The sequence below is a fragment of the Glutamicibacter protophormiae genome (assembly GCF_014647495.1).
GTDB classification, from domain to species: Bacteria; Actinomycetota; Actinomycetes; order Actinomycetales; family Micrococcaceae; genus Glutamicibacter; species Glutamicibacter protophormiae.
Map to the genome: position 1 here is coordinate 408,808 of NZ_BMPH01000001.1, position 23,503 is coordinate 432,310.

Sequence of the window (23,503 nt, forward strand, 5' to 3'; positions counted from 1 at the left end):
GATAAACCGTGCCTGCAACGATTTCCCGCTGGCGGTCCATCACCGCGAGCGTATTCTTGATCATCGGCCTGGTCCTCGCCCCGGTCTCCATCACTGGCTTGTGGGCGACGAAGCATGTGACGAACACCGAGGGCTTCACCCAGACGCTCGCGCCGCTGGCCAAGAACCCGCAGCTGCAGGAAGAGCTCTCCGGGCAGATCTCCCAGGCCATCTCCAACCAGCTGCAGCTTGAAGAGCGCATCAATTCGCTGACCGGCGACGGGTTCGTCTCGAGCCTGGTGCCCAGCGGGCAGATCGCCGATAAAGTGGACGGCATCGTCAACGGCGCGGTGCACAACCTGGTGCAGTCCAACCAGTTCGCCTCGTTGTGGGAATCCACCCTGCGCGCCAGCCACGCGAAAACCGTCGCCATTCTCTCCGGCAACAGCTCCACCGTCTCCCTGGACGACGCCGGAGCCCTGACCTTCCAACTCAGCAACGTGCTCGGGGAGGTCGTGAACTCCCTTACCGCCCTGGGCATCCCCGGTCTCGGCGCGCTGACGAACCTCGAATGGGACGTGCAGATCATCCAGAGCGACGCGCTGCCCGCCGTGCAGCAGGCGTACACGCTCATTGAAACCTACGGGCCATGGCTGGTGTACGTGGCCGCGGGCTTGCTGGTGGCCACGGTCATCCTGAATCCGCGTTATGTGACGCGCTCGCTGATCGGCCTGGGCCTGGTGACCGGGCTCAGCGCGCTGGCCATCGCCACCCTGGCGGCCGACTACGCGGGGGAGCACCTGTTCGCGAATCTGGACCCTGCGGTAGCCGACCTGATCTACCACCAAGCCACCGGATCGCTGACCGGGACCCTGACGACGGTTGCAGTGGTTGCGGCCATCCTGGGCGCTGCCTCCTGGCCGATTTCCAGCATCCTGCGCCGGCGGCAGGGGACCGGGCGCGAACAGGTCGGCCGGCCCCTCATCGAGCAGTAGCCTCGGCATAGCGAAACGGCGGGCCGCCGGGAAAACTCATTCCCGGCGGCCCGCCGTTTCGCGTTCGGACTAGGCTTCTTCGACCGGTGCCAACTCCACGTTGGCCACGGTCAATTCACCTTCGGCTTCCACGAGGGTCAGCTCGCGGGCGTTGGCCGCGGACTTGAGATCCTCGAAGCCGGCCCGCAGCTGCGCGATCTGGGCGGCCGGCGCATGGATTTCGCCGGACAGCACCTCGGTGCGCTGCTTGACCTTTGCGTCGGACTTGGCCTTGCGAATGCCGGACAGTGCGGTGCCCACCAGCGGCAGCACCTCTGCGTCCGCATCGGCGATCGCCGCGGCCAGGTGGCCGGTGGTCGGCCACTTCGCCTGGTGCACCGAACCGGCGCGCCACCAGCCCCAGACCTCTTCGGTCGCGAAGGGCAGGAACGGAGCGAACAGGCGGAGCACCGAATCCAGGGTGGTGGCCAAGGTGGCCAGCACGCTGGCCTGCTCGGCTTCGCCGTGTCCGCCGTAGGCGCGGTCCTTGACCAGTTCCACGTAGTCGTCGGTGAACGACCAGAAGAAGGATTCGGTGATGTCCAGGGCGCGGGCGTAGTCGTAGTTCTCGAACGCGCGCTGGGCGTCGCCGATGACCGTGGACAGGCGGGTCAGCAGCGAGTGGTCCAGGCCGTTGGTCACCACGGAGGCGTCGTCGGTGAGCACGTTCGCCTCGGTGGCGCCCAGGTTCAACACGAACTTCGACGCGTTCAGGATCTTGATGGCCAGGCGTCGGCCGATCTTCATCTGGTTGATCTCGTAGGCGGTGTCCGCGCCGAGCTTGGCGCTGGCGGCCCAGTAGCGCACCGCGTCCGCGCCGAACTTGTCCAGCACGTCGTTCGGGACCACCACGTTGCCCTTGGACTTGGACATCTTCTTGCGGTCAGGGTCCAGGATCCATCCGGAGATCGCGGCGTGCTTCCACGGGGCGTTGCCGTGCAGCGCATCGGCGCGGACCGCGGTGGAGAACAGCCAGGTGCGGATGATGTCGTGGCCCTGCGGGCGCAGGTCGAACGGGTAGACCTTCGAGAAGAACTCGTCGTCGCGGCCCCAACGGCCCACGATCTGCGGGGTCAGCGAGCTGGTGGCCCAGGTGTCCAGCACGTCGGCGTCGCCGATGAAGCCGTTGGCTTCGCCGCGCTGGTCCTCGGTGTAGCCAGCCGGGGCGTCGGCGGCCGGGTCGACCGGCAGCTGCGAGATCTCAGGCAGGATCGGGGCGTCGTAGTTCGGCTCGCCGTGCTCGTCGACCTGGTACCAGACCGGCACCGGCACGCCGAAGAAGCGCTGGCGGGACACCAGCCAGTCGCCGTTCAGGCCCGAGACCCAGTTCTCGTAGCGCGAACGCATAAAGGACGGGTGGAAGTCGATCTGCTGGCCGCGTTCGATCATGCGGGCGCGGCGCTCCTCGTCGCGGCCGCCGTTGCGGATGTACCACTGGCGGGAGGTGACGATTTCCAGGGGCTTGTCGCCCTTTTCGAAGAAGTTCACCGGGCGGGAGATCTTCTTCGGCTCGCCGTCCAGCAAGCCGGCCTCGGTGAGCAGCTCCACCATGGTCTCCTTGGCGGAGAACGAGGTCTTGCCGGCAATCTTGGCGTAGACCTCCTTGCCCTCCTCGGAGGTGATCCACTCCGGGGACTCGGCCAGGATGCGGCCGTCGCGGCCGATGATCGGGCGGGTCGGCAGCTGCAGTTCGCGCCACCAGGTCACGTCGGTCAAGTCGCCGAAGGTGCAGACCATCGCGATGCCCGAGCCCTTGTCGGCCTGGGCCAGCGGGTGCGGGTAGACGGTGACCGGAACGCCGAACAGCGGCGAGGTCACGGTCTTGCCGAACAGGTGCTGGTAGCGCTCGTCATCCGGGTGCGCGACCAGGCCGGCGCAGGCCGCCAGCAGCTCGGGACGGGTGGTCTCGATGAAGACCTGCTCGCCGGACTCGGTGGCGAAGCCGTAGCGGTAGTACGCGCCGGGCATTTCGCGGTCCTCGAGTTCGGCCTGGGCCACGGCGGTGCGGAAGGTGACGTCCCACAGGGTGGGGGCCTCGGCCATGTAGGCATCGCCCCTGGCCAGATTCTCCAGGAAGCCGCGCTGCGACACCGCACGCGAATTGTCATCGATGGTGCGGTAGGTCATGCGCCAGTCCACGGACAGGCCCAGGGCGGAGAACAGCTGCTCGAAGACCTGCTCGTCCTCGACAGCCAGCTCTTCGCAGATCTCGATGAAGTTCTTGCGGCCGATGACGTCCCAGTCGCGCTGGTTCTTGGCCGGCTTCTCCGGCGGGCGGTAGCCCTCGATGTACGGCTTGGTCGGGTCGCAGCGGACGCCGAAGTAGTTCTGCACGCGGCGCTCGGTCGGCAAGCCGTTGTCGTCCCAACCCATGGGGTAGAACACGTTCTTGCCGTTCATGCGCTGGTAGCGGGCCAGCACGTCGGTCTGCGTGTAGGAGAACATGTGTCCTACGTGCAGCGAACCGGACGCGGTAGGCGGGGGAGTGTCGATGGAGTAGACGGCCTCGCGGGTCGTGTCCTCGTTGAAGTGATAGGTGCCCTCGGTGCGCCACCGGGACGAGAGACGTTCCTCCAAGCCTTCCAAAGCGGGCTTGTCAGGAACGGAAACCGTTGCGGGCGCGTCTGTGCCCAAGTTTTCTTCTGCCATGGGTTCATTCTTTCATGTTTTATCCGGCGCGCGGTCATCCGTGTCAATGGTTTGCCCCACGTCGGCCCGGTGCGCCGGCACGGCCGCCAGCCATAGGCAGCGGGCCGTGCGGGGCGTACCATCGGTTCCATGAACGAGCATCGCGCCCCCAAGATCCCGCCGCCGGTGGTTGTCGCGGCGGCACTGTCGGCCCAGCGCCTGCTGGCCGGAGACCGCCGCGGAGGCATGGCGTGCAAGACGGCCGGCGGCGTGCTGCTGGCCGCCAGCGCGGGCCTCTCGACGTGGGCCGACCTCGCGTTCGGCGCCGCCAAGACCTCCATCAACCCCCTGCGCCCCGAGCGGAGCAGCACGCTGGTGGTTACGGGCGCGAACGCGGTCAGCCGCAATCCCATGTACCTGGGCATGGTCGGCGCGGCGACGGCCCATGCGCTGTGGCGCGGATCCTTTCGTGCGTTGCTGCCGGTCGCCGGACTCGTCCTGTGGCTGGACAGGCTGCAGATTCCCGCCGAAGAGGAAGCGCTGCAGGCGACGTTCGGCCAAGCCTACGAAGACTACAAGGAGCGCGTGCCGCGGTGGATCCAGCTGCCCTCCACCCTGATCTGGCTGGCCAGCCGCGACCGCCTGCGCGCCGCGGACTGAATCCGCCCGCCGTCGGGCGCCGCAAGAACCTATGATGTGGGGTATGGCACCTTTCCCCGACCTGACCGCGCCCGGGCTGTTCATCTTCGGCTACGGGTCGCTGGTCTCCTCCGCCTCGGTATCCCGTACGCTGCAGCGCCAGGTGGACGCGCGGCACATGCCGCTGGCCCTGCTGCACGGCTATGCGCGCGACTGGGAAATCAGGGTGCCCATCATCTTCGACGACGGCATCGCCTGCAACGGCCAATTCCTGGACATCAGCCCGCAGCCCGACGCGTCGGTCAACGGCGTGCTGATCCCGGTCACCGAGCAGGAGCTGGCGATGCTCACCCGCCGCGAAGCCCAGTACGACGCCGTCGAGGTCGGCGACCGGATCCAGTCGGCCGTGGCCCCCGCCGCCAGGGTCATCGCCTTCCGGGGACGCGCGGAATTCCGCCGGGACACCCCGCAGGTGCCCAGCTTCCGCCCCCGCAGCTACCGTTCCCTGGTCGAAACCGCGGTGCGCAGCCGCGGGGCGGACTTCCTGGCGCAGTTCCATTCGCTGACCATGCCCGCGGAGGTGAACGAATACCAGGGCGGCTACCGGTTCGCCGATCCGGCCCAGGAACTCGCCGCCCGGCCGCCGGCGTGTTAGCGGACAAGAAAATTCACGGCCTACCTCGTGTCCGGCGCGAAGTCATAAACTGAACCCATGACACTTTGGGAAAACACCTCGTCCAATCGTTCCGCCGTCGTCACCGGGGCCTCCTCCGGGATCGGCCAGGCCACCGTGCGCGCCCTGCGCGAGCAGGGATGGACCGTATTCGCCGTGGCCCGCCGTGCCGAGCGGCTGGAGGCCCTGGCCAAGCAGACCGGCGCCATTGCGATCCCGGCCGATGTCAGCAACCAGACCGACGTGGACGCGCTGGCCTTGGCCGTGGCCGAGCACGGGGGTGCGGACACCCTGATCAACGTGGCCGGCGGCGCCCGCGGCACCGAATACTGGGCCGATGCGGTGGATGAGCATTGGGATTTCATGTGGCAGTCAAATGTCATGGGCACCATGCGCCTGACCCGCGCCCTGCTGCCGCAGCTGCGCAAGACCGGGGGCACCATCGTGAACCTGACTTCCACCGCCGCCCTGGCCAGCTATGAAGGCGGCAGCGGCTACAACGCCGCCAAGGCCGCGCAGAGCGCCATGACCCAGGCGCTGCGCCTGGAGGAAGTCGAGCACGGCATCCGCGTCATCGAGGTGCTGCCGGGCCTGGTGCAGACCGAGGAATTCGCGCTGCGCCGGCTGGGCAGCCAGCAGGCGGCGGACAGCGTGTACGCCGGGGTGGACAACCCGCTCACCGCCGAGGACGTGGCCGAGGTGATCCGGTTCGCGGTCAGCGCCCCCGCCCACGTGAACCTTGACCAGATCGTCATCCGCCCGCAGGCCCAGGCCGCCAACCACAAGCTGATCCGCGCCAACAAGTAGCCGGCCTTCCGGCAAGGAGCATTCCATGAGCACCAGCATCCCGCCGGCCATCCACGTGGTGGCCGCCTCGCACGGCACCGACAATCCCGACGGGCAACGGCTGATCAACCAGCTGCGCGGACAGCTGGAGGGGCTGAGCGCCAGCTGGCGTCCCGAGCTGCGCTGGCACGAGGCCTATGTGGACGTGCAGCAACCCTCCTTGCCGCAGGTCCTCGCGAGCCTGCCCGCCGGGGAGCCGGCCGTGGTGCTGCCGCTGCTGGTGGCCGACGGCGTGCACACCACGCATGACGTGGCCCAGGCCGTGGCCTCGCGGGACAGGACGATTGCCGCCGACCCGCTGGGCCCGCTGCCCGACCTCGCGAAGGTGCTGGCGCAGCGAGCCCGGCCGCACCTGGAGAATGATCCGATGGTCATCCTGGCCGCGGCCGGGACCCGGCTGGAGGTCGGCCAGCAGCAAACCGTCCAGCTCGCCGCCAAGCTGCAGGACCTGCTGGGCCGGGAGGTGGCCGTGGCCTACTGCGCCGGGGCGCAGCCGAACGTTCTCCATGCCGTCGCCGAGGCAGGGTCCCGGCCGGTGCTGCTGCTCAGCGTCCTGCTGGCCGACGGATTCTTCCAGGACAAGCTCGCTAGCACGGGCGCCGCGGTCGTCACAAGCCCGCTGCTGCCGGACGTCACGATCGCCCAATGTTTCCTCGTGCGACTGAAAACCGCCCTTGAAACCGCCGGTTTCATGACGCCGCATGACGAAGTTCGAAGTCTTTAGGACTCGCGTGTTCATGTGACCTCCGGCGGTTGCCAGCCCCCGGGGCCGGTTTCCTACGCTGGGAAACATGACGCAGACAACCACACCGGCCCGGCCCCAACGGGCGGCCAAGCCCAACGGCCAATGGAAGATCGACGGCACGACCCCGCTGAACGCCAACGAGGAAATGAAGGCCGCGGACAACGGCCTGAACGTGCGCCAGCGCATCGAAGAGATCTACGCCGTGCAGGGCTTCGACTCCATCGACCCCGAGGACCTGCACGGCCGCTTCCGCTGGTGGGGCCTGTACACCCAGCGCGCCCAGGGCATCCCGGGCGGCAAAACCGCGACGCTGAGCCCCGAGGAGCTCGAGGACCGCTACTTCATGCTGCGGGTGCGCATCGACGGCGGCGCGCTGAGCACGCAGCAGCTGCGCGTCATCGGCGGCATCTCCACCGACTTCGCCCGGGACACCGCGGACTTCACCGACCGCCAGAACATCCAGCTGCACTGGGTGGACGTGGTGGACGTGCCGGAGATCTGGCGCCGGCTCGAATCCGTCGGGCTGCACACCACCGAGGCCTGCGGCGACGTGCCGCGCGTCATCCTCGGCTCCCCGGTGGCGGGCATCGCCGCCGAGGAGATCATCGACCCCACCCCGGTGATCGCGGAGATCGCCCGCCGCTACGTCGGCAACCCGGAATTCGCGAACCTGCCGCGCAAGTTCAAGACAGCGATCTCCGGGCATCCCAGCCAGGACGTGGTGCATGAGATCAACGACGTGGCGCTGATCGGGATCGTGCACCCGCAGCTGGGCCCGGGCTACGACCTGTGGGTGGGCGGGGGACTGTCCTCCAACCCGCGGCTGGGCGAACGCCTGGGCGCGTTCGTCACCCAGGAGCAGGCCCCGGATGTCTGGGAGGGCGTCACCTCCATCTTCCGCGACTACGGCTACCGCCGGCTGCGCAACCGCGCCCGGCTGAAATTCCTGCTGGCCGACTGGGGCACGCAGAAGTTCCGCCAGGTCCTGGAGGACGAATACCTGGGCTACGCGCTGCCGGACATCGCCCCCGGACCGCAGCCGGAAACCGCCGGAGACCATTCCGGGGTGCATGAGCAGAAGGACGGCAAGTTCTACATCGGGCTCACCGCGGAAGCCGGGCGCGTTTCGGGCACCACGCTCACCGCCCTGGCCGACCTGGCCGAGGCCCACGGCTCCACCCGGCTGCGCACCACCCCGCACCAGAAGATCATCGCCCTGGACATCGCGCCGGAGCGGGTCGAGGACTTCGTGGGCGGCGCCCGCGCGCTGGGGCTGGAAGCCTACCCGGGGCTGCTGCGCCGCTCGGCCATCGCCTGCACCGGCATCGAGTACTGCAAGCTGGCCATCGTGGACACCAAGAACACCACCATCGACGCGGTGCGCCAGATCGAGGCGCGGCTGGCTGACCACGAGGGCAAGCTGCCCAAGGCGCTGTCCCTGCACGTGAACGGCTGCCCGAACTCCTGCGCCCGCGTGCAGACCGCGGACCTCGGCTTCAAGGGCCAGCTGATCACCAACGACGCCGGGGAGCAGGTTTCCGGGTTCCAGGTGCACCTGGGCGGCACGCTGGCCGGCTTCGAGAACGGCGAGGCCAGCCTGGGCCGCACCGTGCGCGGCCTGAAGGTCGCCGCCGATGAACTGCCCGACTACGTCGAGCGCGTGGTGAAGAACTATTCGGCGCTGGCCGGGGACGGCGAATCCTTCGCCGCCTGGGCCCACCGCGCCGCCGAGGAGGACCTGTCATGAGCCCCCGCACCGCCAAAACCGAAGCCGAGCTGCGCGAGATCGCGGCGCTGGGCGCACAGGAACTGGGCTGGGACGCCAGCGCGGAGGAGGTCATCGCCTTCGCCGCCCGCCACCTGGAGGTGCGCGAGATCGCGGTGGCCTGCTCCATGGCCGACGCGGTGCTGCCGCACCTGGTGGCGCAGCAGCTGCCCGGGGTGGACGTGCTCTTCCTGGACACCGGCTACCACTTCACCGAAACCCGCAGCACCCGCGACGAGGTCGCCGAAAGGCTGCCGGTCACCGTGGTGGACGTGCTCCCGGAGCTGACCGTGGCCCAGCAGGATGAAAAATACGGCAAGGACCTGTTCGCCCGCGACGCGGCCGCCTGCTGCAAGCTGCGCAAGATGGACCCGCTCAAGCGCGCCCTGTCCGGCTACGGAGCCTGGTTCACCGGGGTCCGCCGCGACGAGGCCCCCACCCGCGGCAACACGCCGCTGGTCGCCTTCGACGAGACCCACGGGCTGCTCAAGTTCAACCCGGTGGCGGCCTGGAGCTTCGATGAGTTGATCGGCTACGCCGCCGGACACCAGGTTCCGCTGAACCTGCTGCTGGCCCACGGCTACCCCTCCATCGGCTGCGAACCCTGCACCCGGCCCGTCGCCGAGGGCGAGGACCCGCGCGCCGGACGCTGGGCCGGCCTGTCGAAAACCGAATGCGGCATCCACATCTAACCCCAAGGACATCCCCATGAGCCTCACCGCTACCGCCCGCCCCGGCACCCAGCGCAGCGTCCTGGACGCCCTGGAAGCCGAATCCATCCACATCATCCGCGAGGTGCTCGCCGAATTCGAGAAGCCCGGACTGCTCTTCTCCGGAGGCAAGGACTCCGTGGTCGTGCTGCACCTGCTGGCCAAGGCCGTCTTCCCGGGCCGCGTGCCGATCCCCGTGGTGCACATCGACACCGGCCACAACTTCGGGGAGGTGCTGGACTTCCGCGACGCCGTGGTGGCCAGATACGGCCTGAACCTGGTGGTCGGCTCCGTGCAGGAATACATCGACCGCGGCCAGCTGGCGCAGCTGCCCGACGGCACCCGCAACCGGCTGCAGACCCGCGTGCTGCTGGACACCATCGAATCCAACGGCTTCGACGTGGTGTTCGGCGGGGCCCGCCGCGACGAGGACAAGGCCCGCGCCAAGGAGCGCATCCTGTCCCTGCGCGACGAGTTCGGCGTCTGGGATCCGCGCAACCAGCGCCCGGAGATCTGGAACCTGTACAACGGCCGCCACGAACCGGACTGGCATGTGCGCGCCTTCCCGATCTCCAACTGGACCGAAAGGGACATCTGGGCCTACATCCAGCGCGAGGACATCGCGCTGCCCTCCATCTACTTCGCCCACCAGCGCCAGGTCTTCGAACGCGACGGCATGTGGCGCGCGGTCACCGCGGTCAGCCAGCCCGAACCGGGCGAGCAGGTGGCCATCCGCGAGGTGCGCTATCGCACCGTGGGGGACGCCAGCTGCACCGGCGCGGTGCTCTCCAACGCGGACACCGTCCAGAAGGTGCTCGACGAACTGGCCGTGGCCACGCTGACCGAACGCGGGGCCACCCGCGCCGACGACCGTATTTCCGCCGCGGGCATGGAAGACCGCAAGACCGAAGGGTACTTCTAAGATGACCACCACACTTTTGCGCATCGCCACCGCCGGATCCGTGGACGACGGCAAGTCCACGCTGGTGGGCCGGCTGCTGCACGACGCCAAGGCCATCCTTGCTGATTCGCTGGACGACCTGGCCCGCACCAGCGCCGAACGCGGCTTCGGCGGCGAAGCCGGCGCGCTGGACCTGGCGCTGGTCACCGACGGGCTGCGCGCCGAACGCGAGCAGGGCATCACCATCGACGTGGCCTACCGCTACTTCTCCACCGCCCATCGCTCGTTCATCCTGGCCGACTGCCCGGGACACGTGCAGTACACCCGCAACACCGTCACCGGCGCCTCCACCGCGGACGCGGCGATCGTGCTGGTCGACGCCCGCCACGGGGTGCAGGAACAGACCCGCCGCCACCTGGGGGTGCTGGCCCTGCTGCGGGTCCCGCAGCTGGTGCTCGCGGTGAACAAGATGGACCTGGTCGGCTGGGACGAGCAGCGCTTCACCGAGATCGAAAACCAGGTCCTGGACCTGGCCGAGGAGCTGGGCGTCCAGGCCGCGACCGTCGTCCCGGTCAGCGCGCTGCACGGGGACAACGTGGTGGACCCCTCCGCCGCGTCGCCATGGTACGCCGGCCCCACCTTGCTGGGGCTGCTCGAGGAACTGGAGCCGGCGCGGGAATCCGGCACCGCCCGGCTGGACGTGCAGTACGTGATCCGCCCGCAGGGAGCGCTGGCCCCAGGACTGGACGCGGAGGAATACCGCGACTACCGCGGCTACGCCGGCACCCTGGCCGACGGCAGCCTCTCGGTGGGCGATACGGTCGGCGTCCTGTCCAACGGCTACCCGGCGGCCAGCCGCGTGCAGGCCATCGGCACGCCGACCGGGCCGGTGCACACCGCGCACCCCGGCGAGGCGATCGTGCTGGAACTGGCCGACCAGGTGGACATCGCCCGCGGGGACACCGTGGTGTCCGGGCCGCCGCCGCAGGCGGTCCGCGAATTCGACGCGGAGCTCTGCGTCCTGGCCCAGGCCACGCTGGCCGCGGGGCAGCGGGTGCTGCTCAAGCACGGCACCAAGGTCGCGGCCGCCAAGATCGCGCAGATCACGAACGTGCTCAACGTGGCGGACTACACCCGCACCCCCGCCGACACCCTGGGCCTGAACGACCTGGGACGGGTGAGCGTGCGCAGCTCCGCGGCGCTGTCGGTCGACCCGTACCGGGACTCGCGCGCCGGCGGCAGCTTCCTGCTCATCGACCCCGCCACCGGGCGCACGCTGGCCGCCGGGATCATCGAGGCGGATCATGCAGCCGCCTGAGCGCCCGGCCGCCGGACGCACCCGGCTGACCGCCCACGCCCCGCGCGCCAACCGGCGCGGCCGGGCGATCGGGGCCGGGGCGGTGGTGCTGCTGGCCGCCGCTGCGGTGCTGACCGCCTTCGCCCCCGCGCCGGCCGGCGGGCTCGGCACGGCCGCCGACCAGGGGCCGGCCGCGACCCTGCGCCTGGGCTATTTCGCGAACGTCACGCACGCCCCGGCGCTGGTGGCCGATGCCAACGGCTACCTGGACGACGCGCTGGGCGCGGACGGCACCACGCTGGAAACGCAGATCTTCGCCGCGGGGCCGGCGGCCATCGAGGCGCTGAACTCCGGGGCCATCGACGCGGCCTACCTGGGACCCAGCCCGGCGCTGAACAGCTACCTCTCCAGCGGGGGGACCTCGCTGCGCATCATCGCCGGGGCCGCTTCCGGCGGGGCCAGTCTGGTCACCACCAAGCAGATTACGCAGGTGTCCCAGCTGGCCGGCACCGAGCTGGCCACCCCGCAGTACGGCGGCACCCAGGACGTGGCGCTGCGCAGCTTCCTGCGGGATCAGGGCCTGTCCGATGCCGTCACCGTCACCCCGAGCTCCAACGGCACCGTCCCGCAGCTGTTCGCCCGCGGATCCATCGACGGGGCCTGGCTGCCCGAACCGCACGCCTCGCTGCTGGTCGAGAAGTACGGGGCGCACCGCCTTGTCGACGAGGCGGACCTGTGGCCCGGGGGCAGGTTCCCCACCACGGTGCTGGTGGCCTCGCAGGAGTTCATCGCCAAGCACCCGGACACCGTCCGGGAACTGGTGCAGGCCAACGCGCAGGCGGTGCGCTGGCTGAATGCCGCCGGGCAGCGGGAGACGCTGGACACGATCCAGTCCGCGCTGGCCGCGCTGGGCTCGGGAACCCTGCCCGACGCGGTGATCTCATCGGCCCTCGAACAGGTCAGCTTCGACACGACCCCGCTGGCCGGGACCTTCGCCACGCTGGTGAACCATGCGGCGGCCGTGGGCATCGGTGAACGCGGCAGCCTCGAAGGCCTGGTCGACGACTCGTTCACTGCCAAGGCGGAGCGGTAATGGGAGTGCTGCTGAACGAGGTCTCCCTGAGCTATCCGGGCACCGGGCTGGTCATCGACCGGCTCAGCGCCCAGATCGAGGACGGCGAATTCATCGCCGTGCTCGGCGCCTCCGGGTGCGGCAAGTCCTCGCTGCTGAACCTGATCGCCGGGCTGCTGGCCCCCACCGGCGGCTGGCTGGAGGTCCCGGACGACGGGGCGGCCTTCATGTTCCAGGATTCGAACCTGCTGCCCTGGCTGACCGCCGGGGAGAACGTGGACCTCGCCCTGAAGCTCGCCGGGCAGCCCAAGGCCGACCGGCCGGCGCGGATCACCCGGCTGCTGGAGCTGGTCCAGCTGGGGCATGCGGCGCACAAGAAGCCGCACGAGCTCTCCGGCGGCATGCGCCAGCGCGTGGCGCTGGCCCGGGCGCTGGCCCAGGACCGGCAGGTGCTGCTGATGGACGAGCCCTTCGCGGCGCTGGATGCCATCACCCGGGACCTGCTGCACGAGCAGCTGCGCTCGCTGTGGGAGCAGACCGGCAAGACCATCATCTTCGTGACGCACAACGTGCGCGAGGCCATCCGCCTGTCCGGGCGGATCCTGGTGCTCTCCTCCCACCCCGGGCGCATCCTGGAAACCCGGAGGATCACCGAGGACCTGCGCCGCACCCCGGCCCTCGCGGCCGCGCTGGCCGACGAACTGACCGCCATCCTGCGAAAGGAGCAGCGAAAACATGAGCGCACCAACTCAAGCTAGGATCCGGCCCGCCGTGCCCGCGGCCCTGGCGCTGCGCCGCCGCGGGCGTGCGGACGCGGTCATCGCGCCGATCATCACGCTGATCGTGCTGGTCAGCCTGTGGCAGATCGCGGCGTGGGCCTCGCCGCTGCGCGAAGACCTGTTTCCCGGCCCGGCGGCCGTGGCCGCCAAGCTGCCCGAGCTGCTGGCCGACGGGTCGCTGCTCTCCGCGGTGGGCACCTCGCTGTTCCGGGCGCTGTCCGGATTCGCGATCGCGGTGCTGATCGCCACCCCGGCGGCCCTGCTGCTGGCCCACCTGCCGTTGTTGCGCAAGGGGCTGGGGCCGCTGGTCTCGGCCATGCAGGTGCTGCCCTCCATCGCCTGGGTGCCGGCGGCGATCATCCTCTTCGGGCTGAGCGACGCGACCATCTACACCGTGCTGCTGCTCGGGGCGATTCCCTCGATCATCAACGGGCTGCTGTCCGGGATCGACATGATCCCCGCCCAGTACTCGGCCCTGTCACGGGTGCTGGGGGCCGGCAAACGCCAGCACATCCTGTCCGTCCAGCTGCCCGCGGCGCTGCCCGGCTACGTGGCCGGCTTGCGCCAGGGCTGGGCCTTCGCCTGGCGTTCGCTCATGGCCGCGGAGCTGATCGCGGTGGGCGGGTCGCTCGCCCTGGGCGTCGGCTCGCTGCTGCAACGCGGCCGGGACCTGGCCGATTTGCCCCTGGTGATGTTGGTCATACTGGTGATCCTGCTGGTGGGCGTGCTGATCGAACTACTGTGTTTTGCCCCGCTGGAACGCAAACTGCTGCGCGACCGCGGAATGACTCGAACTGGAGAAAACCATGCCTAAAGGACATATCACCCTCATCGGCGGGGGACCGGGAGACCCGGAACTGATCACCGTCGCCGGATACAAGGCCCTGCTCGCCGCGGAGGTGGTGCTGGCCGACCGGCTGGGACCGACCGAACTGCTCGCGGACCTGGCCGACGAGGTGATCGTGGTGGACGTGGGCAAGGCCCCTGGCTGCCATGTGAAAACCCAGGACGAGATCAATGAATTACTGGTCAAATACGCTTTGGAAGGCAAGAATGTGGTGCGCCTGAAGGGCGGGGACCCGTTCGTGCTGGGCCGCGGCGGCGAGGAGCTGCTCTACGCCGCCGAATACGGCATCCCGACCCGGGTGATCCCGGGGATCACCAGTTCCATCTCGGTTCCCGCCGCCGCCGGCATCCCGGTGACCCACCGCGGCGTGGCCGCGGGGTTCACCGTGGTCAGCGGCCACACCGAGCTGGCGGACGTGCCGATCCGCAGCGACCACACGCTGGCCGTGCTGATGGGAGTGGCGAATCTGCCGAAAATTGTTGAGACATTGCTTACCCGTGGTTTACCGTCAAGTACGCCAATTGCGATAGTTGAGCGAGGTTACTCACAGACGCAGCGCACAACTATCGGTACGCTAGAAGGGATTGTAAAGCGCGCCCGCAAGGCCGCAGTGGCGAATCCGGCCGTCATCGTGATTGGTGATGTCGTTCGGCTAGCACCGGAAGCCTCCGACAGCCTGGCAGGCTTCCTGCCGCTAGAGAACGCCGACGCCCCCGCGGCGGCCACATTCGTTGACTAAGAAAGAGATGTTGTTTGATGAGTGAACTGATCGTCCCCGAGCACCTTTCGGCCCGCGCCCTGCGCGTGGCAATTGTCGGCGCCGGCCCGGCAGGCATCTATGCCGCTGATCTGCTTAATAAGAGCCAGCCGGTCTCTTCCGGCGCACTGAGCCTGAAGGTAGACCTCTTCGACGAGCTGCCGACCCCGTTCGGCCTGATCCGCTACGGCGTATCCCCGGACCACCCGCGCATCAAGGGCATCATCACCGCCCTGCACAAGGTGCTGAACAACGACTGGATCGACTTCTACGGAAACGTCGGGCTGGGCCGCGACATCACCCTTGATGACCTGCGCGCCCGCTACGACGCGATCATCATCGCCACCGGCGCCCAGAAGGACGCGGACCTGAACATCCCGGGCATCGACCTGGACGGCTCCTACGGCGGCGCGGACTTCGTGTCCTGGTACGACGCCCACCCGGACGCGGACAAGGACTGGGACCTGTCGGCCCGCGAAGTCGCCGTCATCGGCAACGGCAACGTGGCCCTGGACGTGGCCCGCATCCTGTCCAAGCACGCCGACCAGCTGCTGGAAACCGAAATTCCGGCCCACATCTACGCGCAGCTGAACGATTCGGCCGTCACCGACGTGCACGTGTTCGGCCGCCGCGGCCCGGCCCAGGTGAAGTTCACCCCGCTGGAACTGCGCGAACTGTCCCACTCCAAGGACGTGGACATCGTGCTGTACCCGGAGGACTTCGAGTTCGACAAGGCCTCGGACGAGGCCATGAAGACCAACAACCAGACCAAGACCATGGTCTCCACGCTGACCAACTGGCTGATCGAGCAGGAAGAACGCGAAGAGGCACCGAGCGCCTCGCGCCGCCTGCACCTGCACTTCCTGCAGTCCCCGATCGAGGTCCTGGGCGACAACGGCAAGGTCGCCGGCCTGAAGGTCGAGCGCAACGAGCTGGACGGCAACGGCGGAGCCCGCGGCACCGGCGAGTTCGTCGAATACCCGATCCAGGCGCTCTACCGTGCGGTGGGCTACTTCGGCTCGGCCGTGGGCGAGATCGAATACGATGGCGCCAAGGGCGTGCTGCCCAACGTCGAGGGCCGTGTCCTGGACGCCGCCGGAACCCACGTGTCCGGCCTGTACGCCACCGGCTGGATCAAGCGCGGCCCGGTGGGCCTGATCGGCCACACCAAGGGCGATGCCCTGGAGACCATCAACCACCTGCTGGAGGACCTGGGCTCGCTGGCCCAGCCGACCATCGAGCAGTCCATCGCGGACTTGCTGGACGAGCGCGGCGTCGAGTACTCCGACTGGGAGGGCTGGAAGTCCCTGGACGAGCACGAAAAGGAGCTGGGCGCCGCCGAAGGCACCGTGGCCACCCGTTTCGGCGAGATCACCCGCGACCGCATCAAGGTTGTCGAGCGCGAAGACATGATGGAATTCTCCCGCGCAAAAAAATTGGCTGAGAGTCTGTAAGCTCCACCCCAGACTCTGACATCGAAGGGATGGTCCCGCCGCAACCGCCGGCGGGGCCATCCCAACACGTTTCCGCCGTGAACCGGCGATGCGGAGCGGTTCAGGCGAACAGCGTGCTCCAGAGGTAGTCCTCGGACACCACGGGAATGCCGTAGTCCCTGGCCTTCCTGGCCTTGCCGGACAACGAATCCGGATCGGCGGCCACCAGCAGGCTCACCTTTTTGGTGATCGCCTTGTGCGGCAGGTATCCCGCGGCGCGCAGCTCCGCTTCGATGTGGGCGCGGGCCCGGGACATGTCCCCGGTGAGCACCACCAGCGAGCCGGGTGCGATCCGCCCGTCCAGCGGCTCGGCCGCACGCGTGTGCGGCGCGAAATCCGCGGGCGGGGTCAGCGCGTTTCCGAGCCGTTCCTCCGCCAGTCCCAGCAGCGCAGCGACGGTTGCGAGGTCAGCGAAATCGTCCTCGGTCAGCTTGCCGTCGGCCCAGGCGGCGCGGACCAGCTGCTGGAAGTACAGCTCATGCAGTTCCAGCGCCCCGGCCCGGTCCAATCCCAGCTCGGCGGCCAGGCGGATCAGCTGCTGTTCCTCGTGGGCCGACAGGTACCGGTCCATCAGCGCCCGGTCGAGGATCGCCAGGTAGTCGTCCTGGGCTTCGGTGCCGGCGAACTGGGGCAAGCGGGTAGCGAGCCGGTCCAGGAAGTGGCCGTTGGGCTGCGCGGAGGCGGCGGTGCGCCGCACCGGCACGATGCGCCCGGAGGGTGAATCCTGCACCCATGCCGAGCGCGCCGCCCGATCCAGGCGCAGATCCCATTCGGGGTTCTGCTCGTCGAGCTCCATGTACCGCGAGAGCAGGACGGCGGTAGTGGCCGCATCGCCGGCCGCGCTGTGGGCCGAGACCAGCTCGATGCCGAAGGAATCGCAGCAGTCCTGCAGCGAGCGTCCTGCACCGTGCAGGTACTGGTGGGACATGCGCATGGTGCACAACCCCTGTTCCAGGAAATGCCCCGGGACCGGCATTCCGGCCCGTCGGAATTCCGCCTCCAGGAAACGCGCATCGAAGAAGAGGTTGTGCGCCACCAGCACGGTGCCGGACAGGCGCCACTGGAGTTCTTCGGACAGATCGCTGAACGTCGGAGCACCCAGCAGATCGCGGCTCTGAATTCCGTGCAGCGACTGCTTGCCCACATCCCGTTGCGGGTTGATCAGCGTTTCCCAACGGTCCAGCACTTCGCCATGGCGGTTCATTCTCACGATGGCGATCTCGGCGATGCGGTCATGGCCGCCGGGGAACAACCCCGTGGTTTCCGTGTCAAGCACGGAGAAGACTCCACTTTCCATTTTCATATTTCCCCCTGTGCCATGCCGGTCGAATCCTGTCCCTCATAGTCTCCCTACCGGGCGTGCGTGGCTGACACCCGGCGCTTCACATAGGATCAGTTCACAGTCGCTTTTTCGTTCAGGTCGACCCCGAAGCCGCCACGGCCTCGGCATGAAGTGGATGGTGTGCCGTTAATGCGCAATGCTTTTCTTTCATCACTGAGGCATCTGTCCGAGGGGACGCGACTGTACGGTCGAGACCAGCCGGGGCAGATGGCTGCAATCCTCGCACTGAGTGTGTATATCCCTTTGACGCTGCCGCTGCTGCGCGAGGGTGTCTGGATCGGTTTTTCCGCGTGGATCGAGGCGGTGACGGTACCGGGCCCCGGACTGATTCTGGCAGGCTACGCAGTCATTGTGGCCATCGTGATCGCACTGGCGCTGACGCCGCCAAGCATCGCGGCCAACGCGCCGCTGGCCCCCTACCCGGTGGAGCGGCCGGTCAAGAGCCTCATCATCCACAACTGCCGGCTCTTCCTGGGCAGCATGATCGGCTTGGGATTCATCGGCGTGTTGTTCACCTCCGGCATCGAGCGGCTGGAACATCTGGTGTGTGCCGCCGTGGGCGCGTTGCTGCTGCAACTGGGACACCTAGACGAGGTCAACGCCGCCCAGGCCGATGCGGTGCTTGAGCTGCTGGGGGATGAACCGCTGCAGGGTTATGACCGCTGGTATGCCAAGCAGTGGGGGCGGCCAAGGGCAGGGCGGCAGGTTCGTGCCCGGGCTTCGCTGGTGCGCCGCAAGCTCTGGATCGTGGTACTCATGATGCTGGTCCACCTGGGGGTGCTGGTCGCATACATTGCGGTGGTCCACGGAACGGCAGGCCTGGCACGCCATTGGGCGACGGTCCTGTTCCTGTCTTCCGCCACATCGGTGGTGAACCTGTTGATCATCGACGCAGTTCTCGCCGCGTCGCTGGCGATCCGCCATAGCAAGGGGAGCCGCTATAGCACCTGGGTTTCGCATCCGGAAACGTATTTCGCACTGTTGGCGATCGGCGCCAAAATCCTCGCCGTCGCGGCCATGGCCGCGCTGCCGGTGCTGTGGATGAACGCAGAGAACAGGCAAACATCGCTGGCGTATCTGGTCTTCCTGGCCCTAGAGATGCTCTGCATCCTGGCAGTGGTGCTGCTGCTTGTGCACCGATGGGTTTCATCCGGCGTCGTGCCACCCGAACCGCTGGGCCGATACGACGGTGACGAGATGGCGGTTCGGCTCAAGAAGCGAGCGGCCAGAGACCGCGCAGCCATCCGTGGCGCCGTTGCCTACCGCCGGCATCATGCCGCTGCCGTGGCATCCGGCCAGATTTCCTGAGCAAAACAAACGCCGCGGCCGTTCCCCCTTCGTGGATCGGGGGACCGGCCGCGGCGTGGAATCGCTGGGCGCTGCTACTTAGGCGTTGACAGCCTTCGAAGTCTTGGCAGCGGGAACGCTGCGGCGCAGCATCACGAACAGCAGGATCATGCCGACGGTCAGGGCAATGTGTCCCAGCCCGGCGATGCCGGCAATCATGGCGCTGGACTCCTTGCCCAGCACGGTCAGCGAGCCGTGCACGGTGAGCATTGCCGCGGTCAGGATGACACCGATGTTGTAGGTCCACATGAACCACGCGTAGAGCTTGGTATGGGCGCTGATGTTGAATGCCTTCTCCAGCAGCAGCACCAGGAGCAGGACCATGAATCCTAGGACCAGCAGGTGGGTGTGGACGACCGACAGCTGGGTCCAGCCGCCTTCCGGGAAGTCGTTCATCTTGGTGAATTCCCGGTAGAACAGGCCGGAGGCCACGCCGACAGCCATGTAGATGAACGAAAGATTGACGAGCTTACGCATTGATGGTGCTTTCTGTCGATGGTGAAGTTTCGGATTCATCGGCATGCTGGATGCCTGAACCCTTGCCGAAGACCGGCTTGTTGTTTGAACCGAGGACTGCGAACAGGGCCGGCAGCAGCAGGGTGCGGACCACGAAGGTATCCAGCAGGACGCCGAGGCCCACGATGAGTCCCAGTTGTCCCAGGACCATCAGCGGCAGGGCGGACAGGGCCGCGAAGACGCCTGCCAGGACCAGCCCGGCGCTGGTGATCACCGAGCCCGTGCTGCGTGCGGCATTGGCCACGGCTTCGCGAAGCGGCGAAGCGGCGGAGTTCTGGCGCACCCGCTGGGTGAAGAAGATCGTGTAGTCAACACCCAGGGCGACCAGGAACACGAAGGCCAGCAGCGGAACCTGGACATCCAATGCCGAGACGTTGAAGACCATGGAGGAAATCAGGGATCCGAGTCCCACGGCCGCCGCGGCGCTGAGCAGGTTGACCAAGCCCAGCGACAGGGCCGTCTTCCAGGACCGGGTCAGCCAGCCAAGCATGGCGAAGCAGATGATCATGATCATCGGGGCGATGACATACAGGTCGCGCAGGTGTCCCTGATGCGAGTCGTATTGGGCCGCGGTCTGGCCGCCCACCAAGACCGTGGCGGAGCTTGTCTCGCCGGCGGTCGAGCGGATCTGGGCGACCAGGTCCATGGCCGCGGAGCTGGAGGGATCATCCGAGGAGATCACGGAGAATTGCTGCCAGGAGGAATTCGCGAGTTCGTGGGCTTCGCCGACGCGCAGCACCCCGTCCAGGCCCTTGATCTGCTCCTGCAAGGCACCGGTGTCGGATCCATCAACCAGCACGGTGATCGGCTGGGCTTCACCGGCAGGGTAGTGCTCGGAGAGCACGTTCATGGCGCTCGCCGATTCGGTCGGGGTGCGGAACTGCTGGGTCTGGTCCAGTCCAAGGCGGGTTCCGGTCAGCGCGCCGGCGAGTACCAGCAGCAGCACTGCCAGTGCCGCGAGATTGGTCCCCGGTTTGCGCATGACCGCGGTGGCAGCCTTTCCGAAGTACTTGCCCCGGGTGCTCGGCTGGCCCGGCTTGGGGACCAGCGGCCAGAACACCTTGCGTCCACACAGTGCGAGGATTGGCGGCAGCAGCAGGAAGACGAAGAGCGCTGCGATGAGCAGGCCGGCGGCGCAGACGATGCCCAGGCCGCGGGTGTCTTCCATAACGGCCAGCGACAAGGTCAGCAGGGCCAGCACCACGGTGAGGTTGGACGTGAGAATCGCTTCGAAGCTGGCGGCCCAGGCCTTGGCCAGCGCCTTGCGGTGGTCCTCGTTCTTCTGCAGTTCATCGCGGTAGCGGGAGATCAGCAGCAGGGCGTAGTTGGTGCCCGCACCGAAGACCAAGACACTGAGCACGCCGGAATCGAAATGCAGGTCCCAGGCGTTGCCCAGAACATTGGCGACCATGGAGGCGCTGCGGTCGGCCAGTGCGACCACGGCCAACGGAATGAGCCAGAGGATCGGCGAGCGGTAGGTGGCAATCAGCAGCACGGCCACAATGCCGACGGTCACGGCCAGCAGGGTGAAGTCAGCACCGGCGAAAGCCTGGCTGACGTCCGCGGCGAAGGCGGTGGAGCCGGTCATCTGCAGCTGGACCCCTGACAGCTCATGGGTTCCAAGCCAGTCTCGGATGTCGGTCAGCGTCTGCTTGTCGGCATCGAGGTCGACGGTGTCCCAGGAAATCGGGACCATCACGGCCTGGGCATCTTCGCTGGGCAGCGCCGGACCCGCCTTGACCGGAAGCTCGGAAGCCATCTGCGGAGCCAGCTTTTTGACCTGGTCGATCTGGTCGCCGCTCAATGCGGCCCCGTTGGAACCGTTGGCGACAAGAATTGCGGAGGTCGTGGTGCTGTCGCTGTTCTGCGCGACCAGCTCGGCGACCTTGGCGGAATCGGAGCCGGCAACGAGCGAGCTGTCAGCGCGCTTCGGGGCATCCACCCCGCTCAATGCGCCAAAGAGCAACACGACCACGGCCAGCAGGGCCACGGTCCACCAACGAGCTGAACGCCGAGAAGTCAGCGAACTGGCAACCCGGGAAATCACTGGAACTTTCATACTTCCAGTCAACGCTGATTAATAGGGTCTGCCATCGTGGCTTGTGCTGATTCAAAGATCAACCAAACGGTTGAGGCCTCCCCGGGCGCGTCGCCTCGTCATGACGCGGGCTAAAGCAGGCCGAGGTCCTTGGCAGCATGGATTGCCCCGGTGCGGGAGCTGGCCTGCAGCTTGTCGAAAATATGCACCAGATGGGTTTTGACGGTCGCTTCCGAGACGAAAAGTGACTTGGCGATCTGCTTGTTGCTGGCGCCGGTCGCCAGCTGTTCCAGGACTTCGGACTCGCGATGGGTGAGCTCCACCTTGGGCTTGCGCATTCCGGCCAGCACCCGTTGGGTCATTTCAGGTGCCAGGACGAGCTGCCCCGCCGCAGCCTGGCGAATCGAGTCGATGATGGTTTGGGACGAAACATCTTTCAGCAAATAGCCCGCGGCTCCGGCTTCGATGCACTGGACGATTTCCGCATCCTTGTCGAAGGTGGTCAGGATGAGCACCTGCGGGGGATTGGGCAAGGCCCGCAAGGCCGCGGTAGTTGCCACGCCGTTCATGCCATCGCCTAAACGGAGATCGCACAGCACCACATCGGCCGGTTCCCGCCGGGTGATGGCTACCGCTTCCTCGCCGCTGGCCGCCTCACCGAGCACGGAAATTTCCGGATAGTTGGCCAGCAATGCCCGCAGCCCGGTGCGGACAATCGGATGGTCGTCAACCAGCAACACGTTGATCACTGCTCGTCCTTTCGAAGATTCAGGGGCAGGTGTGCACACAGGGCGGTGCCCTCACCTGGTGAGCTTTCAATGTCCAAGCCGCCACCGAGCTCGCCCAGACGCTGGGTCATCGCGGTCAGGCCAAATCCGCCCGAGGGTGTTGCCCCATGGCGTGGGGACTCGACATCAAATCCTATGCCGTCATCCACGATATCCATGCGGACCTCATTGGAGAGCACCCCGAGGTTCAGGCTCACCTGCGTTGCCTGGGCATGGCGCCGCACGTTGGACAGCGCCGACTGGGCCGTACGCAGCAGCGCAATCTGGATCCCCGGTTCCAACGCAGGGATGCCTTCTTCAATATTCAGGCGAGTCGCGACCTTCGAATCAGTTTCGAACGACGCCAGAACACGTTCCAGGGCACCGGCGAGCGCCTGGGCGTCCAGCTCCGCAGGAGCCAGCGCTGCGATGATCCGACGCAAGTCGTTGAGCGACTGTCCGGAGAGCTCGTCAATACGCGCCAGCGCATCCAGGGCAGACTGCGGGTCACCGGCTGCAGTGGCGGCCTTTGCATGAAGTCCGATGGAGGAAAGCTGCTGGGCCACGGTGTCGTGGATTTCCCGCGCCAAGCGGGTGCGTTCTGCGGCGATGCCCGCCTCATGCTGCGAGCGGGCCAGCTCTTCCTGGAGATCCGCCATTTCCTGCTGGGCGCGCATCAATGAATCCACGAGCTTGCTGCGGATTTCCGCATCGCGTTCAAGCTGCAGATAACCGCGGGAGATGCCCCAAGCGAACAATCCGCCCACCAAGGGTCCGACGACGGATGCCAGGGACGAGTGCCCATTGTGCAGGTACGGGGTCATGATGGTGAAGGCGTAAAGCACCAAGGACCAGAGGACGGACGGGAGCAGGGGCAGCTGATGGCCTAACAGCAACCAGAGACTGAACGCCAGCCACATGAATTCCGGGGTCGTCCACAGGCTTGCCACCCAGGTGGCCATGAGGACGGCAATCCACCAGGAAGGCAGCTTGGATTCCCCGCGTACTGCCATGCGGACAAAACCAGCCACATACCATCCGGCTAATAACACTGACGCCAAGAGCACAGGCCAGAGGCTGGCGTCGGTGGAGAGGCCGCGCAGCACCACCACCGCGAGCAAGATGGCCGTGACCACATGTTGGCCCCAGCGAAGGATCGCTGGAGAAGTGATCAGCTGGTGGCCGGAATCCAGGTGGGGCGCTGCAGCCGGGTAAAGACTCATATCTTGAGACTACCCAACAACCCGTGCGGGCCATGCCCGTTGTCCGGGAAAGAAAAGCTATATGCGCTCGCCGATTCCACTGGCTCGAACCAGCTGTCGATTCCT

21 protein-coding genes are annotated in these 23,503 nt (G+C 67.3%); 15 read left to right on the forward strand and 6 right to left on the reverse strand.

Annotated elements, in window-relative coordinates; all coding sequences use genetic code 11:
- The first annotated feature begins 8 nt into the window (after nucleotides 1-8).
- Nucleotides 9-974: a hypothetical protein gene (locus IEY43_RS01930; RefSeq protein WP_188946875.1), complete on the forward strand. Its 966-nt coding sequence runs from the start codon at nucleotides 9-11 to the stop codon at nucleotides 972-974.
- Nucleotides 975-1,043: 69 nt separating this feature from the next.
- Here the strand turns inward: IEY43_RS01930 and valS are convergent, their stop codons facing one another.
- Nucleotides 1,044-3,662 (reverse strand): valine--tRNA ligase, encoded by a 2,619-nt coding sequence (gene valS / locus IEY43_RS01935; RefSeq protein ID WP_188946876.1) that lies wholly within the window; start codon nucleotides 3,660-3,662, stop codon nucleotides 1,044-1,046.
- Between the two features lie 129 nt (nucleotides 3,663-3,791).
- Here valS and IEY43_RS01940 point away from each other — a divergent pair, with 129 nt between their 5' ends.
- The 13 genes from IEY43_RS01940 (at nucleotide 3,792) to IEY43_RS02000 (ending at nucleotide 16,126) form a co-directional block, all read left to right on the forward strand.
- Nucleotides 3,792-4,301, forward strand: coding sequence for a methyltransferase family protein (locus IEY43_RS01940; RefSeq protein WP_188946877.1), 510 nt, complete (start codon nucleotides 3,792-3,794; stop codon nucleotides 4,299-4,301).
- A gap of 43 nt (nucleotides 4,302-4,344) precedes the next feature.
- The gene (locus IEY43_RS01945; RefSeq protein ID WP_188946878.1) at nucleotides 4,345-4,935 is read left to right on the forward strand and encodes a gamma-glutamylcyclotransferase family protein; all 591 of its coding nucleotides are present in this window, start codon (nucleotides 4,345-4,347) and stop codon (nucleotides 4,933-4,935) included.
- Nucleotides 4,936-4,992: 57 nt separating this feature from the next.
- Nucleotides 4,993-5,760 (forward strand): SDR family oxidoreductase, encoded by a 768-nt coding sequence (locus IEY43_RS01950; protein ID WP_188946879.1) that lies wholly within the window; start codon nucleotides 4,993-4,995, stop codon nucleotides 5,758-5,760.
- Nucleotides 5,761-5,785: 25 nt separating this feature from the next.
- Entirely contained in the window at nucleotides 5,786-6,523 is a 738-nt protein-coding gene (locus IEY43_RS01955) for a sirohydrochlorin chelatase (protein WP_188946880.1), read from the forward strand.
- 67 nt (nucleotides 6,524-6,590) lie between these two features.
- Nucleotides 6,591-8,291, forward strand: coding sequence for a nitrite/sulfite reductase (locus tag IEY43_RS01960; protein WP_188946881.1), 1,701 nt, complete (start codon nucleotides 6,591-6,593; stop codon nucleotides 8,289-8,291).
- A complete protein-coding gene (locus tag IEY43_RS01965) occupies nucleotides 8,288-9,001 on the forward strand; it encodes a phosphoadenylyl-sulfate reductase (RefSeq protein WP_188946882.1) in 714 nt (237 codons plus the stop codon). The genes IEY43_RS01960 and IEY43_RS01965 overlap by 4 nt, the downstream gene beginning before the upstream one ends.
- Before the next feature lie 16 nt (nucleotides 9,002-9,017).
- A complete protein-coding gene (gene cysD, locus IEY43_RS01970) occupies nucleotides 9,018-9,941 on the forward strand; it encodes a sulfate adenylyltransferase subunit CysD (protein ID WP_188946883.1) in 924 nt (307 codons plus the stop codon).
- Nucleotide 9,942: 1 nt separating this feature from the next.
- Nucleotides 9,943-11,238, forward strand: a complete 1,296-nt coding sequence (locus IEY43_RS01975) for a sulfate adenylyltransferase subunit 1 (protein ID WP_188946884.1) — start codon at nucleotides 9,943-9,945, stop codon at nucleotides 11,236-11,238.
- Nucleotides 11,225-12,310 carry an ABC transporter substrate-binding protein gene (locus tag IEY43_RS01980; protein WP_188946885.1) on the forward strand — a complete coding sequence of 362 codons (1,086 nt, stop codon included), beginning with the start codon at nucleotides 11,225-11,227 and terminating at the stop codon, nucleotides 12,308-12,310. The genes IEY43_RS01975 and IEY43_RS01980 overlap by 14 nt, the downstream gene beginning before the upstream one ends.
- Nucleotides 12,310-13,047, forward strand: coding sequence for an ABC transporter ATP-binding protein (locus tag IEY43_RS01985; RefSeq protein ID WP_188946886.1), 738 nt, complete (start codon nucleotides 12,310-12,312; stop codon nucleotides 13,045-13,047). Before IEY43_RS01980 ends, IEY43_RS01985 begins: the two co-directional genes overlap by 1 nt.
- Nucleotides 13,025-13,882 (forward strand): ABC transporter permease, encoded by an 858-nt coding sequence (locus IEY43_RS01990; protein ID WP_188946887.1) that lies wholly within the window; start codon nucleotides 13,025-13,027, stop codon nucleotides 13,880-13,882. Before IEY43_RS01985 ends, IEY43_RS01990 begins: the two co-directional genes overlap by 23 nt.
- A complete protein-coding gene (gene cobA, locus IEY43_RS01995; RefSeq protein ID WP_188946888.1) occupies nucleotides 13,875-14,654 on the forward strand; it encodes a uroporphyrinogen-III C-methyltransferase in 780 nt (259 codons plus the stop codon). Before IEY43_RS01990 ends, cobA begins: the two co-directional genes overlap by 8 nt.
- Before the next feature lie 17 nt (nucleotides 14,655-14,671).
- Nucleotides 14,672-16,126, forward strand: coding sequence for an FAD-dependent oxidoreductase (locus IEY43_RS02000; protein ID WP_188946889.1), 1,455 nt, complete (start codon nucleotides 14,672-14,674; stop codon nucleotides 16,124-16,126).
- Nucleotides 16,127-16,226: 100 nt separating this feature from the next.
- Here IEY43_RS02000 and IEY43_RS02005 read toward each other — a convergent pair whose 3' ends face one another.
- On the reverse strand, nucleotides 16,227-17,462 hold the full coding sequence (locus IEY43_RS02005; protein ID WP_188946890.1) for an exonuclease domain-containing protein: 1,236 nt from the start codon (nucleotides 17,460-17,462) through the stop codon (nucleotides 16,227-16,229).
- Nucleotides 17,463-17,738: 276 nt separating this feature from the next.
- On the opposite strand from IEY43_RS02005, the gene IEY43_RS02010 reads away from it, so the two are divergent.
- Nucleotides 17,739-18,815 carry a hypothetical protein gene (locus IEY43_RS02010; protein WP_188946891.1) on the forward strand — a complete coding sequence of 359 codons (1,077 nt, stop codon included), beginning with the start codon at nucleotides 17,739-17,741 and terminating at the stop codon, nucleotides 18,813-18,815.
- Between the two features lie 78 nt (nucleotides 18,816-18,893).
- Here IEY43_RS02010 and IEY43_RS02015 read toward each other — a convergent pair whose 3' ends face one another.
- The 4 genes from IEY43_RS02015 to IEY43_RS02030 all read right to left on the reverse strand — a co-directional run bounded on the left by IEY43_RS02015 (nucleotide 18,894) and on the right by IEY43_RS02030 (nucleotide 23,398).
- Complete coding sequence (locus IEY43_RS02015; RefSeq protein ID WP_188946892.1) at nucleotides 18,894-19,331, reverse strand: DUF2871 domain-containing protein; 438 nt, start codon at nucleotides 19,329-19,331, stop codon at nucleotides 18,894-18,896.
- Complete coding sequence (locus IEY43_RS02020) at nucleotides 19,324-21,429, reverse strand: MMPL family transporter (protein ID WP_188946893.1); 2,106 nt, start codon at nucleotides 21,427-21,429, stop codon at nucleotides 19,324-19,326. Before IEY43_RS02020 ends, IEY43_RS02015 begins: the two co-directional genes overlap by 8 nt.
- A gap of 110 nt (nucleotides 21,430-21,539) precedes the next feature.
- On the reverse strand, nucleotides 21,540-22,157 hold the full coding sequence (locus IEY43_RS02025; RefSeq protein ID WP_188946894.1) for a response regulator: 618 nt from the start codon (nucleotides 22,155-22,157) through the stop codon (nucleotides 21,540-21,542).
- Complete coding sequence (locus tag IEY43_RS02030) at nucleotides 22,154-23,398, reverse strand: sensor histidine kinase (protein WP_188946895.1); 1,245 nt, start codon at nucleotides 23,396-23,398, stop codon at nucleotides 22,154-22,156. Before IEY43_RS02030 ends, IEY43_RS02025 begins: the two co-directional genes overlap by 4 nt.
- Nucleotides 23,399-23,503 lie beyond the last annotated feature (105 nt).

What these genes read in the sequence shown, in the direction of transcription:
- valS (WP_188946876.1), bottom strand. Translation starts at nt 3,662, where the DNA reads ATGGCAGAAGAAAACTTGGGCACAGACGCGCCCGCAACGGTTTCCGTT.
- IEY43_RS01940 (WP_188946877.1), top strand. Translation starts at nt 3,792, where the DNA reads ATGAACGAGCATCGCGCCCCCAAGATCCCGCCGCCGGTGGTTGTCGCG.
- IEY43_RS01945 (WP_188946878.1), top strand. Translation starts at nt 4,345, where the DNA reads ATGGCACCTTTCCCCGACCTGACCGCGCCCGGGCTGTTCATCTTCGGC.
- IEY43_RS01950 (WP_188946879.1), top strand. Translation starts at nt 4,993, where the DNA reads ATGACACTTTGGGAAAACACCTCGTCCAATCGTTCCGCCGTCGTCACC.
- IEY43_RS01955 (WP_188946880.1), top strand. Translation starts at nt 5,786, where the DNA reads ATGAGCACCAGCATCCCGCCGGCCATCCACGTGGTGGCCGCCTCGCAC.
- IEY43_RS01960 (WP_188946881.1), top strand. Translation starts at nt 6,591, where the DNA reads ATGACGCAGACAACCACACCGGCCCGGCCCCAACGGGCGGCCAAGCCC.
- IEY43_RS01965 (WP_188946882.1), top strand. Translation starts at nt 8,288, where the DNA reads ATGAGCCCCCGCACCGCCAAAACCGAAGCCGAGCTGCGCGAGATCGCG.
- cysD (WP_188946883.1), top strand. Translation starts at nt 9,018, where the DNA reads ATGAGCCTCACCGCTACCGCCCGCCCCGGCACCCAGCGCAGCGTCCTG.
- IEY43_RS01975 (WP_188946884.1), top strand. Translation starts at nt 9,943, where the DNA reads ATGACCACCACACTTTTGCGCATCGCCACCGCCGGATCCGTGGACGAC.
- IEY43_RS01980 (WP_188946885.1), top strand. Translation starts at nt 11,225, where the DNA reads ATGCAGCCGCCTGAGCGCCCGGCCGCCGGACGCACCCGGCTGACCGCC.
- IEY43_RS01985 (WP_188946886.1), top strand. Translation starts at nt 12,310, where the DNA reads ATGGGAGTGCTGCTGAACGAGGTCTCCCTGAGCTATCCGGGCACCGGG.
- IEY43_RS01990 (WP_188946887.1), top strand. Translation starts at nt 13,025, where the DNA reads ATGAGCGCACCAACTCAAGCTAGGATCCGGCCCGCCGTGCCCGCGGCC.
- cobA (WP_188946888.1), top strand. Translation starts at nt 13,875, where the DNA reads ATGCCTAAAGGACATATCACCCTCATCGGCGGGGGACCGGGAGACCCG.
- IEY43_RS02000 (WP_188946889.1), top strand. Translation starts at nt 14,672, where the DNA reads ATGAGTGAACTGATCGTCCCCGAGCACCTTTCGGCCCGCGCCCTGCGC.
- IEY43_RS02005 (WP_188946890.1), bottom strand. Translation starts at nt 17,462, where the DNA reads ATGGAAAGTGGAGTCTTCTCCGTGCTTGACACGGAAACCACGGGGTTG.
- IEY43_RS02015 (WP_188946892.1), bottom strand. Translation starts at nt 19,331, where the DNA reads ATGCGTAAGCTCGTCAATCTTTCGTTCATCTACATGGCTGTCGGCGTG.
- IEY43_RS02020 (WP_188946893.1), bottom strand. Translation starts at nt 21,429, where the DNA reads ATGAAAGTTCCAGTGATTTCCCGGGTTGCCAGTTCGCTGACTTCTCGG.
- IEY43_RS02030 (WP_188946895.1), bottom strand. Translation starts at nt 23,398, where the DNA reads ATGAGTCTTTACCCGGCTGCAGCGCCCCACCTGGATTCCGGCCACCAG.